The 12,864-nt window shown below is 54.3% G+C and carries 13 protein-coding genes and 2 tRNA genes; 3 read left to right on the top strand and 12 right to left on the bottom strand.

Going from position 1 to position 12,864, the window contains the following annotated elements; translation table 11 throughout:
* Window positions 1-679: 679 nt before the first annotated feature.
* The 6 genes from WCX19_RS11115 to WCX19_RS11090 all read right to left on the bottom strand — a co-directional run bounded on the left by WCX19_RS11115 (window position 680) and on the right by WCX19_RS11090 (window position 6,025).
* On the bottom strand, window positions 680-1,900 hold the full coding sequence (locus tag WCX19_RS11115) for an ABC transporter permease (RefSeq protein ID WP_373008095.1): 1,221 nt from the start codon (window positions 1,898-1,900) through the stop codon (window positions 680-682).
* Complete coding sequence (locus WCX19_RS11110; RefSeq protein ID WP_373008093.1) at window positions 1,897-2,577, bottom strand: ABC transporter ATP-binding protein; 681 nt, start codon at window positions 2,575-2,577, stop codon at window positions 1,897-1,899. Before WCX19_RS11110 ends, WCX19_RS11115 begins: the two co-directional genes overlap by 4 nt.
* A gap of 10 nt (window positions 2,578-2,587) precedes the next feature.
* Window positions 2,588-3,943 carry a hypothetical protein gene (locus WCX19_RS11105; protein WP_373008091.1) on the bottom strand — a complete coding sequence of 452 codons (1,356 nt, stop codon included), beginning with the start codon at window positions 3,941-3,943 and terminating at the stop codon, window positions 2,588-2,590.
* 385 nt (window positions 3,944-4,328) lie between these two features.
* Window positions 4,329-4,823: a Mut7-C RNAse domain-containing protein gene (locus WCX19_RS11100; protein WP_373008089.1), complete on the bottom strand. Its 495-nt coding sequence runs from the start codon at window positions 4,821-4,823 to the stop codon at window positions 4,329-4,331.
* Entirely contained in the window at window positions 4,813-5,826 is a 1,014-nt protein-coding gene (gene amrS / locus WCX19_RS11095) for an AmmeMemoRadiSam system radical SAM enzyme (RefSeq protein WP_373008087.1), read from the bottom strand. Before amrS ends, WCX19_RS11100 begins: the two co-directional genes overlap by 11 nt.
* 34 nt (window positions 5,827-5,860) lie before the next feature.
* Complete coding sequence (locus WCX19_RS11090; protein WP_373008085.1) at window positions 5,861-6,025, bottom strand: hypothetical protein; 165 nt, start codon at window positions 6,023-6,025, stop codon at window positions 5,861-5,863.
* Between the two features lie 56 nt (window positions 6,026-6,081).
* Between WCX19_RS11090 and pyrH the strand changes: the two genes are divergently transcribed.
* From pyrH to nth, 3 genes are all read left to right on the top strand, one after another.
* Window positions 6,082-6,786 (top strand): UMP kinase, encoded by a 705-nt coding sequence (pyrH, locus tag WCX19_RS11085; protein ID WP_373008083.1) that lies wholly within the window; start codon window positions 6,082-6,084, stop codon window positions 6,784-6,786.
* Window positions 6,787-6,852: 66 nt separating this feature from the next.
* A tRNA-Pro gene (locus WCX19_RS11080) sits at window positions 6,853-6,927 on the top strand.
* A 7-nt stretch (window positions 6,928-6,934) separates the two neighbouring features.
* On the top strand, window positions 6,935-7,600 hold the full coding sequence (gene nth / locus WCX19_RS11075) for an endonuclease III (RefSeq protein WP_373008081.1): 666 nt from the start codon (window positions 6,935-6,937) through the stop codon (window positions 7,598-7,600).
* Between the two features lie 20 nt (window positions 7,601-7,620).
* On the opposite strand, the gene WCX19_RS11070 is transcribed toward nth, so the two are convergent.
* The 6 genes from WCX19_RS11070 to WCX19_RS11045 all read right to left on the bottom strand — a co-directional run bounded on the left by WCX19_RS11070 (window position 7,621) and on the right by WCX19_RS11045 (window position 12,645).
* On the bottom strand, window positions 7,621-8,649 hold the full coding sequence (locus WCX19_RS11070) for an anion permease (protein WP_373008079.1): 1,029 nt from the start codon (window positions 8,647-8,649) through the stop codon (window positions 7,621-7,623).
* A 21-nt stretch (window positions 8,650-8,670) separates the two neighbouring features.
* A complete protein-coding gene (locus WCX19_RS11065; protein WP_373008077.1) occupies window positions 8,671-9,300 on the bottom strand; it encodes a DUF47 domain-containing protein in 630 nt (209 codons plus the stop codon).
* A 58-nt stretch (window positions 9,301-9,358) separates the two neighbouring features.
* Window positions 9,359-10,552 carry an anion permease gene (locus WCX19_RS11060; protein WP_373008075.1) on the bottom strand — a complete coding sequence of 398 codons (1,194 nt, stop codon included), beginning with the start codon at window positions 10,550-10,552 and terminating at the stop codon, window positions 9,359-9,361.
* On the bottom strand, window positions 10,549-11,178 hold the full coding sequence (locus tag WCX19_RS11055) for a DUF47 domain-containing protein (RefSeq protein ID WP_373008073.1): 630 nt from the start codon (window positions 11,176-11,178) through the stop codon (window positions 10,549-10,551). Before WCX19_RS11055 ends, WCX19_RS11060 begins: the two co-directional genes overlap by 4 nt.
* A 76-nt stretch (window positions 11,179-11,254) precedes the next feature.
* A tRNA-Ala gene (locus WCX19_RS11050) sits at window positions 11,255-11,326 on the bottom strand.
* A gap of 134 nt (window positions 11,327-11,460) precedes the next feature.
* Window positions 11,461-12,645 (bottom strand): nicotinate phosphoribosyltransferase, encoded by a 1,185-nt coding sequence (locus tag WCX19_RS11045; protein ID WP_373008071.1) that lies wholly within the window; start codon window positions 12,643-12,645, stop codon window positions 11,461-11,463.
* Window positions 12,646-12,864: the final 219 nt, after the last annotated feature.

Here is a 12,864-nt window from a genome sequence, read left to right as displayed (position 1 = left end):
ATGGGCACTGCAGGTTTTGCCCCCCATCGGGTTTGAAATCAGTGACCGGTTGTTCCTGTCTGCCAGGTACTCTCATGAGGTCCTCGGGTAGATTTCAGGTATGGTATAACATCGCTGCTTTTTTTAGTTGACACTTATCACAGTATCGGGGTTTTGTGCTTTTCCTGATCGTGTACTCTCAATTGTGCTTCATTATCCGGACTTTTTTGCCCATTTAGTCCGTGGATTACCTGCAGTGCCTGACGTGAAGATGTTACCGGCGAAGGTGTTACGGGATCGCCGGTTTATAGTGGGTCCCTTTTAAAAGAACCCGGATTTCCTCACGTCGGGGTTCATAAATTGCCTCGTTTCATTCTCGGTTTATCCCGTGTCTTTTACGGTTCACCCCCATCTGGTGACTACCCTTTTTAGGATACTCACCACGTATGCCCATGTATGCGGATGGTCTTATATTCCCATCATTGACCTGGTGTAATTATGAATCAAATCTGTGATTGGTTAAACCCCGGAGTGCGAGATATCCTGACTGACAAAATAATTAAAAAAAACGTGGTGACGGTTGTGTCACCCACTAAAAAAAAATCTGGTAATTATATCAGATCCCGCTTGACATACACCTTCAACGGCACGGGTCAGATACTCTCCGCATTTACTTCTTTATCCCGTATTGGCCGTTTTGTCATTCACTTCTTAGCGCATCGATCGGGTCCATGTTCGATGCCCTCCATGCCGGGTACACCCCGGATATGACACAGACCACCACACCGACTATCATGGCGGCCGGGACGTACAGGATACTTGCCGGCTGGAAGAAATAAGCTGTCGTGCCAATCATCGCATCCACGACGCAGTACCCTATAATCACACTACAAACCCCTCCGATTACTGCACCAAGAAGCCCGAGAATAAATGCTTCATACATAAACATCCGGCGCACTTCGCCTTTCTCTGTACCTATGGAGAGCAGGATACCGATTTCCTGTATCCGTTCGTTGACCGACATCATCATCACGTTAAAGATACTCACGGCAGCAACGAGAAGTGATATTCCGCCGATTGCCATGATAAATGTGGTCACCGTGCTCAATGTTGACGTTGCAGTTTCGAGCTGTGATGTGGCATCCCGAATCCGGACCGACGGGGATTTCGCATCGGTGTTGAGCTTCGCATCGAGTTGCTCTTCAAGAGTAGTAATGTCATCCGTGTCTTTTACGATTACATTGACCTGTGTATATTTGTCCTTCCCACCGTACTGAGTGGTATACCACTTGTCGTTTACCACAATTGCATTGTCGGTTGAGACGCCATCTGCGGTTGTCCCCCGTGCTTTAAGAACGCCGACGATTTTAACTTCGGGCCGGGAGGTGGAGGAGAACGATCCGATTTTAATGCGGCTTCCGATCTTCAGGTCGAACTGTTCGGCGATTGAAGATCCAACAAGGGCCTCGTTTACTCCTACAATGGATGTATTGCCATAGGTCTGGTTGAGAGTAAGGAATTTGGTGATATCGTCAGGATCAATACCATATATCTGGGCCCTGCCAGGTACCGATGATAGCGTGAACTCGCCCGTTGTCGAATAGATGGGAATGACTGTGCCGCTTGTTCCTACAACCGTTTTGATCTTTGTGAGTTCGGTTTTGGTTACTCCCGAAGCCGTAGATGAAGTGGGGGTAGACCCCGGTCCTCCCATACGGACTGAATCCGAGGAGATGACAATTGTGTTTGCGCTGGAGGCGAGCTGATCCTTTACTTCCAGCTGCATATTGGTACCCAGCATCCCCATGGATGCAATAGCGACGACGCCAATCACAATGCCGATTGCGGCAAGCATCGAGCGCGTGAAATTCAGACGGACACTCCTGACCGAGAGACTAAAGAAGATATCTCCTTTGATCATGATTCTGCAATCCTCCCGTCTTCCAGCCTGATTGTGCGGTGGGCATACTCTGCAATCTTTGGATCATGGGTCACGAGGATGACCGTCTTTCCCTCGCTGTGCAGGTTGCAGAGAATATCCATGATCTGGTACCCGGTTTTCCGGTCGAGATTACCGGTCGGTTCATCACAGAGAAGGATCTTTGGATCGTTGACAAGCGCCCGGGCAATGGCCACTCTCTGCTGTTGTCCGCCAGAGAGCTGGGTGGGCCGGTGGGCGCTCATATCCTTGTCAATTCCTACCTGGTCGAGCAGGTCATGGGCTTTGCCGGTCGTGTCATGTTTCTTGTATTTTAAGATGAGCGGGTATTCCACGTTCTCGTATGCCGTGAGAAGCGGGATCAGGTAGAATTTCTGGAAGATATACCCGATCGTGTCCCTGCGCATATGCGTCCGCTCAAGGTTTGACATTTTAGCCACATCTCGTCCCGCGATAGAGAGTTTTCCTGATGTGGGGACATCGAGGATCCCCAGCTGGTTCATCATGGTCGATTTACCGGAACCGGACGGTCCCATAATGGCGACAAAATCGTTTTCCATGATGTTGAGGGTGACATGATTGAGAGCGGTAAAGTCTCCGCTCTCCAGATGATATGTTTTAGTCACGTCCTCAAGCTGGATAAGTGGGGTATCGGTCATATCCGATCCCTCACTGTTGTTTTTTCAGTTTGAGTGAGATCCATTTCCGCTTTTTCCACAGGACGATGCCGGCTATAAGAATGATCACTCCCGCTATGACCGGGTAGAACGAACTAATGCCTCCCCCGTTGCTTCCGGTGAAAAGCGATGTAGTGCTACTGCTACTGCTGCCACCCGGGCCACCCATTCCGCCGGGTCCGCCACTCATCCCGCCGGGGCCACTCATGGAGCTGCTTGATGAAGAAGTCTTGGAACTGCTGCTGGTAGTTGTACTGCTCGTTCCGGAACTCGTTGAGAGATCAACTGTCTTTGTTATCGAGTAATCATCGCCATCCTCATCTTTCCAGCTGATAGTCAGGGGTACTGATGACAGATCGTTTGAGGTAAATGTTACTTCAAAACTTCCGGAATCATCCGATGCGATGCTCCCGATGGCATATTCCGGATACGTGCCGGTACCTTTCGCCGGGGATCCTACGCTCACGACTACGCCTTTTGCATCATCGACTCCAGCGTTGGTGATATCACCGGTGACGTCGTAATACGTTCCTTTTGAGGTGAGTGCAACGTTGTTTACCACCGGTATCGCTGCTGCTTTGTTCTGGGCGATATTTATTGGAAGGACGACATCCGTGGTATGGATATTCCCTCCGTTCTCGTAACTGACATGGAAGGTAAGATTTGTCACCTTACTGGGGGTAATTTCGAAGGTAACATCTGCCGTGCTATCTTTAGCAATAGATGATACATACGCCGTGGCCGGGTTCACCACAACACTCGATCCCTCGGTAGTAATTACTACATTGTTTATCTTTCCACCCCGGACATTCATCAGGCTGAGTGTCACGTTATTGGTGTCCTGGGGGGAAAACGACGTGGGTTTGTCTGTGATATCGGCATTGATACTGTTTGAGTCTACTTTGAACTTTATGGGGTAATGGATAGAATTGCCGCTTTGTGTGCCGATCGTAAAGAGTCCATAATATGTCCCGTCCGGTGGTTTGGCAGTAACTCTCAATGTATACGTGATCGTTGAGCCGGCACCGACATAACTCATGGTATCCCAGGTTTCGTCGTCATTAATGTTGAGTTTGGTGCTCATGATGTCCGGATGGGAAAGCCCGATTGCAGAAGTACCGGCATTCGTGAGGGTCACGGTGACCGTACCATCATCAAAGGGAAAGAACACTTCCGGATCTAAGGTCACATTTGAGACATAGACCAGAGCCGCATTATCGATCTCGGTCGTGGTGCTGGTAGAACTGCTGGTAGAACTGGTCGTACTGTCGGTACTGGTGGCTGCGTAGGCCGCTGATACCATCAGTAATATCAGAATAAAACTAAAAATACCTGGTTTTATTTTCATGGTTTCTCCGTCTTTTATGTGTATTTTCATCCATACCTCTGGTAATATATTCACGTCATGAGGGGTGGTGAATATTGTACAAAAACCGGGATACCTTTAACCGGCTGGTTCACTATATCGGACTACACCGTTACCCTCGCCTTTTGCATGTCCGGTTTACTGGTGTAGTCAACCGCAAGCAGGTTTCCTGAAGAGCGATTGTATCCATCGTCACCAGGGTTTGGAGAAAACGGTGGTTCCCTCACGTGAGGACCGTGCAGGAAGGATTGCCAGCCACCGGAGTATTTGTAGGGGGAACTCCGGCGGGTTGGGATGTTATACCCGGGACAAAAGGGAACAAGTGCTGCAAACTTTTTGAAAAAAAAAGGATGAGCTCCGAAACGTATCAGAATCCAAGTCCGGATTGTATCCTTTCAAAGAGACGCTGTCCATGCGAGCCGTTCCAGTACAGTTTCTTGCACCGCTCGCACCAGAGGAAGGCAAACCCATTCTTGTCCCGGGGAGCATACTCGGCAGACCGGATCTCATCCTCACGTGCCTCCCGCAGCACCGTGTTGCAGAGCGAGCACCGGCTCATAAGGAGGCGTCGCTCGACAAGGCCCAGATCGATGAGCTGCTGTACCTGCACGAGTACATCCCCTTCTTTCACCAGCACCGCCAGAGCGTTTCCTCTCCGGGCGAGTTCGTGGTCCCGGGTCAGCAGGATCCGGTGCTCGTTTTTGGCAAGTTCGAGCAGCAGGGTGTCCTCCTGTACATTTCCCGGGGAAAACCCGTTTGCGCTGATCGTATCGTATCCCATGAACCGGAGGTAACGGGTGAGTGTTCCCATCATCCGGTCTGCGATAAACCTAGTGTCCGCAGGATAGGGTTCAGGGAACATGGCGCACGATCCCGATGGTCTCGCCGCAGCTGGTGCACTGCCGGTCGTCGAGGCCCGTAATCCGGCACGAAAATCCCCGGCGTTCGATGAGCATCGCGCCGCAGGCCGGGCAGTACGTGTTCTCGTACGGGTGATAGGCGACGTTCCCGAGGTACGGGAACCGGAGCCCGAGTTCTTTTGCCCGGTTACAGATCTTCTCAAGAAGGGCCACCGGGGTCGCGCCGCGATCGGTCATCCGGTAATCCGGGTGGAACGCGGAGAAGTGCATGGGTGTGTCGGGGCCGAGGTTTTCTACCACCCAGCGGATCAGGTTCTCCTGCTCTTCCATGCTGTCGTTTAAGCCGGGGATAACAAGCGTCACGGTCTCGATGTGCATCCCGAGCTCGCGGGCGAGCACTGTCGCGTCCAGCACCGGCTGGAGATGCGCCCCGCAGACCGTCCGGTAGAAGTCATCGGAAAATGCTTTGATGTCCACCCGGAACGCCGAAAGCATCGGTGCAAGCTCCCGCAGTGCTTCCTCCGTGATATAGCCGTTTGTCACGTAGCACGTCCCAAGGCCCTGTGACCGGGCGAGCGTGCCCATGTCCAGCGTATACTCGTGCCAGATCGTCGGCTCGTTATAGGTCCAGGAGATGCTCGCGCTCCCGCTTGCAAGGGCGCGGGCGACCCCTTCTTTAGGGGAGATGGGGACGAGGCGTGCGCTCGTACTGTCCACCTGCGAGATTTGCCAGTTCTGGCAGTGCTCGCAGCGGAAGTTACACCCGATGCCGCCCAGCGAATACGACAGGGTGCCGGGCAGGAAGTGAAAGAGCGGTTTTTTCTCTATTGGGTCGACAGCCTCGGCACTCACGAGACCGTACGAGGTGGCGTACAGCGTTCCCCCCTCGTTCTGCCGCACCCCGCAGATGCCGTGCTTCCCGTCGGCAATCGTGCAGCGGTGGCTGCAGAGCGAGCACTGAACCGCGTTCTTTTCCTTTTTTGTATACTGGCGCGCTTCGTGCATATCCTGTCCTTTCTAAAATGACTGATCAGATCCGTTATTTTTCCGTTACTTTTTTCTCTTCATCCAGAACTGCATTGTCATCTACCTCAAGGACAAACGATCCCCGGTACTTACAGTTCTTGCAGAGATATACCTGGCCGATATATCCCCCGGCAACCGGGAAGATATCGCGGCTCTTACAGACAGGACAGCACAACATGGTCAAGACTCCCTTTAAACAACTCTATATGAACCTCCTGCACAAAAACTAGTGCAATGAAGACGGTCGTTATCTCGCTTGGCGGCTCGATCCTGATCCCGGAACTCAAGGAAAACCGGATCAAGGCCTATCTCCCGGTGCTTGAAAAGATTGCCGCGAAACACCGGCTCTTCGTTGTTGTCGGTGGCGGTGGCGGTGCACGGGACTATATCGAAGTCGCCCGGAGTCTTGGCATCGATGAGGGCACTGCTGACGAGATCGGTATCCTCGTGACCCGGCTCAACGCGACGCTCTTAATTGCAGCGCTTGGCGAAGCTGCCTACCCGAAAGTTGCCGAGAGCCATTCGGAGGCGAAGAAATTTGCCGAGTCAAAAAAGATTGTGGTCATGGGCGGGATCACCCCGGGCCAGACGACGGACGCGGTTGCTGCCGTACTTGCCGAACGGGTGCATGCCGATGTTTTTGTCAACGTGACCTCGGTAAACGGCATCTATGACAAGGATCCGAAGAAGTTCACCGGTGCAAAATACTTTAAAACGCTCACGCCGTCGCAGCTGATCGAGATTGTCGGAAAGGGCGGTCTTGGGGCCGGGTCACACAATGTCCTCGACATTATCGCTGCCCGGGTGGTGGAGCGCAGCCATATCCCACTCGTGGTGCTTGACGGCACGACGCCAAAGAACCTTTCCAATGCCCTTCTCACCGGGAAATGCGAATGCTCTATCGTCAGCGAGACGAAGAAAAAGGTTCTTCCGCTTTAGCATTTTTTCTGGGACTGGTAAACGGCAGGTATTTTTAGCGTCCGCAGACAATACTGTAAGGCGCGTGGGGTAGTAGGGTAGCCTGGTCCATCCTAGAGCGTTTGGGACGCTTTGACGGCGGTTCGAATCCGCCCTACCCCATAGATCTATGAAAAAACAGGATGCGGCCCGGATCTATTCACTTCTTTTCCATGAGTATCCGCACGCCCGTGAATCCCCGACAACGGTCTGCCGGGGCACACCGTTTGAAGTGCTTATCCTGACAATTCTCTCCGCACAGACAACCGACCGTGCCGTGATCCTGGTAAAGGGGCCGCTCTTTTCTGCGTACCCGACCCCGAAAGCCCTTGCCCGTGCGGAGATCACTGACGTGGAACCCATCATCCACAGTCTCGGTTTCTATCATGCGAAGGCCCGGCACATCATCGCGGCCGCGAACGTCCTGATGTCGGATTTTGGCGGGAAGGTGCCGGATACGATGGAGGAACTGCTCACCATCCCCGGCGTCGGAAGGAAGACCGCAAATATCGTGCTTTACCATGGCTTCGGCCAGAACCACGGGATCGCTGTCGACACCCATGTGCGCCGTCTGGCGCAGAGGATCGGGTTCTCGGACACGGATGACGTTACGGTGATCGAACGCGATCTCATGTCACTGTATCCCAAAAAAGAGTGGGGCGATCTCACCGATGTGTTCATCGCCCACGGCAGGGCATGCTGCACGGCAAAAAAGCCGCAGTGCCCGTCATGCGTGATCCGTTCGCTCTGCCGGTATTACCGTAACCTTCCGGTGAATCCCGAAACTGACGCGTAAAAAATTGTAATGAGGAGGGGTCATCCGACAATGAGCCGGATGACCTGGAACGCGGCAAACCCGATGCAGGCACTCACCGGGATCGTGAGGATCCATGCGGACAGGATACTCCGCGCTACACCCCATTTTACTGTACTCGCACCCATGGTGGATCCGACTCCCATGATGGATGAGCAGATCACATGCGTGGTACTCACCGGGATCCCTGCTGCCGATGCACCGAGAATCGTTGCTGCCCCTGCAGTTTCCGCGGCAAAACCGTGCACCGGGCGGAGTTTTGTTATCTTGTAACCCATCGTCCGCACAATCCGCCAGCCCCCGGCAAGCGTTCCCAGTGCTATCGTGACATAGGAGATGATGATAAGCCATGTGGGAACCGGGAGATGGTTGGGATCGGCTGTTACTCCGAAAAAACCGATGGAAAAGAGGAGGGGGAGGATGATACCAATGGTTTTCTGGGCATCGTTTGTCCCGTGGCTGAAACTGTATGCTGCCGCTGAACAGAGCTGGAGCCTTTTAAAATATGTTTCTGCAATCGGTTTTGTTACCGACCGGGTGAGCCAGAGAATTGCGGCCATAAACAAAAACCCGCAGACCAGTCCGATAATGGGGGAGATTATCATGAATGCAGCGACTTCCCCCACCGTCGACCATTTCACGGCTGCAAAACCCGCAGCGGAGATGCCGGCACCCGCAAGCCCGCCGATAAGTGCATGGGACGAGGAGGTAGGCAGGCCGACAAACCATGTGATCAGGTTCCACGCGATCGCCCCGACAAGTGCGCTCAGGATGATATAGGGCACTACAGTGGCATCGACATAATCGAGCTGGATGATCTTGGCGATGGTGCTTGCGACGGCAACGCCAAATCCGAACGCGGCGGCAAAGTTGAAAAAGGCTGCAAACATCACCGCGTTTCTCGGGGAAAGGACTTTTGTGGAGACCACCGTCGATATTGAATTTGCCGAATCGTGGAACCCGTTTGTAAAGTCGAAGATAAGGGCGATGACAATGATGGCGATAATCAGAAACAGCGGTGCCTCAAGCATGTTCGTTTCCCCGTTCGGCCCCTACGAGTGACGGATGGCGATATCCGAGAGCACGTTTGCCACATCCTCGCAGTAATCCGTTGCCGTTTCAAGGTTCTCGTAGATATCCTTGAGTTTGATGATAGCGACGGCATCGTTTGTCCGGAAAAGATCGGTTACCGCGTGGGCAAGCACATCGTCGGCAAGATTCTCCAGTCGGTTTACCTCAATACAGCGCTCTTCGATGTAACGTGGGTCCTTAATCGAACGGATGCCCTTGACCGCACCTTCGAGTTCTATTGTTGAAAGGTGGATCAGTTTTGAGAGTTCGATCATGTGTGAATCGGTGTTGTCAATCCCGTAATAGAACATCTTCTCTGCCGAGCTGTCGATATAATCCATCACATCATCGAGAGCCGATGCAAGCCGTGAGATCTCCTCCGGGTCAAGGGGGGTAATAAACGTCCTGTTGAGCTGTTCGTAGATGCCGTGGGTGATCTGGTCGCCCTGGTGTTCGAGCAGTTCTATCGCATGCCTCTTGTCCCTGACATTGGTGAAATCTTCATTGAGCGCCACCAGCAGATACGCCGCCTCGCGGACGGTTGCGGCCTGGCGTTCGAACATCTCGAAGAAGATCTTATCCTGCGGTATCAGCAATTCCCGTAGACCCATACTCTAAACCTACTTCTCATCAGTTCAGCAAGACTAAAAATATAGCGAAAGAGTGCGCTCACAGGAGCAGGGTCCCGGCCAGCATAAAGAGCATATATCCTGCCCACGCACAGGCGGCGGCAAGCGGGATCGTGACCACCCACGCAGTCATCATCTCGCGCACGACCTTCCACTGGACCGCATTTTTCCCCCTTGTGACCCCGACCCCGACAATCGCGCCGCTGATCACGTGATTGGACGAGACCGGGATACCCTGCATCGTGACAAGGGCAAGGGTGGAACTTCCGGCCGTCCCGGCACAGAACCCCTGGTAGGGCCGGATCTTCGTAATACCTTTCGCCATCCGGTCTACGACTTTCCATCCGCCAAAACAGGTGCCAAGCCCGATCGCGATCGCGGAGAGGAGGAGCACCCATGTCGGTACGGCAAAGGTGGAAAGGAGCCCGGCAGATACAAGGAGCGCGGTGATCACACCCACTGCGTGCATGCCGTCGTTTGCGCCGTGGCTGGTGGCCTGGAAGAGACAGGCAACGATCTGGAGTGGCGAAAAGATCCGTTTCATCCGGTTCTGGCGCGAGTTCTTGAACAGGTGCGAGATGAGGACATCGAAGAGAAATGCCGTGGTCGCGCCAAGGACCGGCGAGATAAAGATAAACAGGACGACTGCAAAGAGCCCGGTGATCTTGAGCACGCCAAGGACCATCAGGATCGGGACGGCAAGACCTGCCCCGCAGATCGCCCCGATAAGGATGGCCAGCCGGATGTCGCCGTCAAGGGCGGCGGCGATGCCCCCCACGATTATGGCGCCGACAACCGCCCCGATAAGGCCCCAGACAAATGTATCAGCGATCACGCTCACGGCCGGGTATATCACCGCCGAGAGCCCGAAGGCGGCGACACTTGCACCGATGAGGCCACCGATAAGTGCATGGCTGCTTGAAAGGGGGAGGCCCACCCGTGTTGCACAGAACACGAGCGCTGTGGAGGCGAGCATGGCGATGATGATGGTCTGCGGGGTCATCGCGTCGGGGTTGACGATCGCAGTCCCGATCGTCGCGGCGACCGCAGTGGTGAAGATAAAAGGCCCTGCCATGTTGCAGACCCCGGTGAGAAAAACGGCTTTTACCGGGGAGAGCGCCCTGGTTGCGACCACGGTTGCAACGCCCTGTGCGGCATCGGCGAGGCCGTTTAAGAAATTAAGCGCGAGCGCCAGCACGATACCAAACACGATAACGGGATCGATACCGGTCATGAGTGGCTCATCGAGATATCAGAGAGGGCGTGCCCGACATCGTTGCATTTCTCCATCACCTTTGCCATGCTCTCGTAGATATCCTTGAGTTTGATGATTATCAGGAGATCTTTTGTTTTAAAGAGATCGAGCACGGCGCGGGAGAGGAGTTCCCCGGACAGGTTGTAGAGCCGGCTGATCTCGATCACGTGGCTGCTGACATCCGTTGGGTGGTTTAAGGTCGCAAGGGCATCAAGTGCCGCGGAAATTTCCTGGCTGGTCATCAGGATCATGTAGGAATATTCCTTGAGAACATCGTTTGACTGCGGGATCTCGTAGGTGGCCAGCTGGTGAGCCACCCAGTCGAGTTTGTCCAGTACGTCGTCAAACGCCGGGGCAAGCCGGGCGATCTCGTCCGGCTCAAGCGGCGTGATCAAGGATTCATTCAGATGCTCGTAGATATGCCGGGTCACTTCATCCCCGAGGTGCTCAAGCTGGCGCACCTTGTGGGATTTTTCCGTGCCTTCGGGGAGCTCGTGGGTGATCTCGTTTAAAGTCGTCGCGGCTTCGTTGATCTTTCCCGCCATATCCTTAAAGAGGGTAAAAAAGATCTGGTCTTCAGGGAGGATCAGGTCACGGATACGCATGGCTCTTCAGAACATACCGTCATTTTGGGAGTATAAATATCTACTCCGGAAAAACCAGAAAAAACCCGAAAAGCGATGGACCGGGCGGGAATTGAACCCGCGGCCTCTTCCATGCCAAGGAAGCGATCTACCACTGATCTACCGGCCCGCTCTAACATTGTTACACGGCATAGGTTAAAAGAATTGGGGGATACCTCAAGCCCAATGGCAGGTATGCGGAACAGTCCCGGATCGTAGCCTTCCGCCGGAGCCCGGCACCATTCTCACTGACACTGGATGCGTTTACGCAGAGGATTTGCCGGACTGCTTTTTCTGCGGGATTTTTTTATTATTTTTGTCTTTTGTCTCATCCGTGGCTCTCCTGATCCACGCGAGCACCCGTTTTCGCGCATCCGCCATATCGGACTGCCTGACGATCTTACCCCCCGTGATATACTGTTTAATGAGCGGGACAGCGTTTGCGGGCGGGGCCTGCCCTACGGGAAGTGTCCGGTGTTTTTCACAGACAAGTTCGTAAACCTGTTTTACTGCGCTTTTCTTCCCGCGTTTGGCTTTGGGCTTTCCTTCGATCTCCACGATGTCCATTGCAAAGTCGACGACGGGAGCGTTTGCGATCGCTCCCCCGATACCGAACGAATCGACGCAGTCCCGGTATGCGATCACATCCTCCCGGGTCACCCCTCCCGAGAGGAATATCTTTACCTGGGAATACCCGTGAGAGTCCAGTTCCCAGCGCACCTCCTCGATGATCGCACGCATGTTCCCGCGCCGGGACCGGGGCGTGTCAAGCCGGACCGCCGTCGCGCCGCATTCGGCTGCATGGAGAGATTCCGTCTTCTCATCGCAGTAGGTGTCGCAGAGCATGATCCTCGGGACATCCTTCGGGGAATCCCGGTCAAATGCGCGCCACGCATCTTCGGGGGTCTTAAAACACATCACCATCGCGTGTGGCATGGTGCCGACAACCGGCATCCCCGGGGGGGCGCAGGTGTTGGAGACGCCGTCCGCGCCGCCGATCCACGCGGCCCGCTCGATCATCATGGCAATGGATGGGTGCTGCCTGCGGGAGCCAAACGAGAAGACCGGCTTACCCTTCGCCTCGCACATGATATGGGCGGTCGCCGATGCAATCCCCGAGGCATGGCAGAGGAACCCGAGGATCGCGGTCTCGTACCGGCAGAAGTCCCGGTACCGGCCGGTGATACGAAGGACTGGTTCACCCGGGTAAAAGAGCGTTCCCTCAGACATTGCGTCGACTGTCACCGGGACGCCTTCGAGAAGCGCGAGCACATCGGACAGGCCGCAGAAGATGCCCCACGTGTCCGGGAGCGCCGCCGCGGTCACTTCCATGGATACGAGCGGGTTGATCCGCTCTTTTTCCAGGATCTCCTCGGTCCGGACAAAGTAGATGTCCGTGCACTCCCCCTTTTTGATCGTCGCGTCGCTGACGGTATCGAACATGCCCATAGGATGTTATTGGTACCGGGACGCTTTTACGTTTAATGGTCGTTTGGAGGCAACCGTCCACATTTCCCCCGGCACGTTCCCCCGTGTAAAGGCAATATTGTCGGTGCCCATTCCGCATATGCCGCGCTTGCGATTTTTTTTAATCTGCGCTAGGTATTAGTGCTCGCCCGCCAACCCTTTTTAAGAGAGAATTCTCATGCCCTGCAGACATTCGGCCCC

The organism is Methanoregula sp. (assembly GCF_041663825.1).
Classification (GTDB): Archaea; Halobacteriota; Methanomicrobia; order Methanomicrobiales; family Methanospirillaceae; genus Methanoregula.
This window is presented reverse-complemented; position numbering and strand designations above follow the sequence as displayed.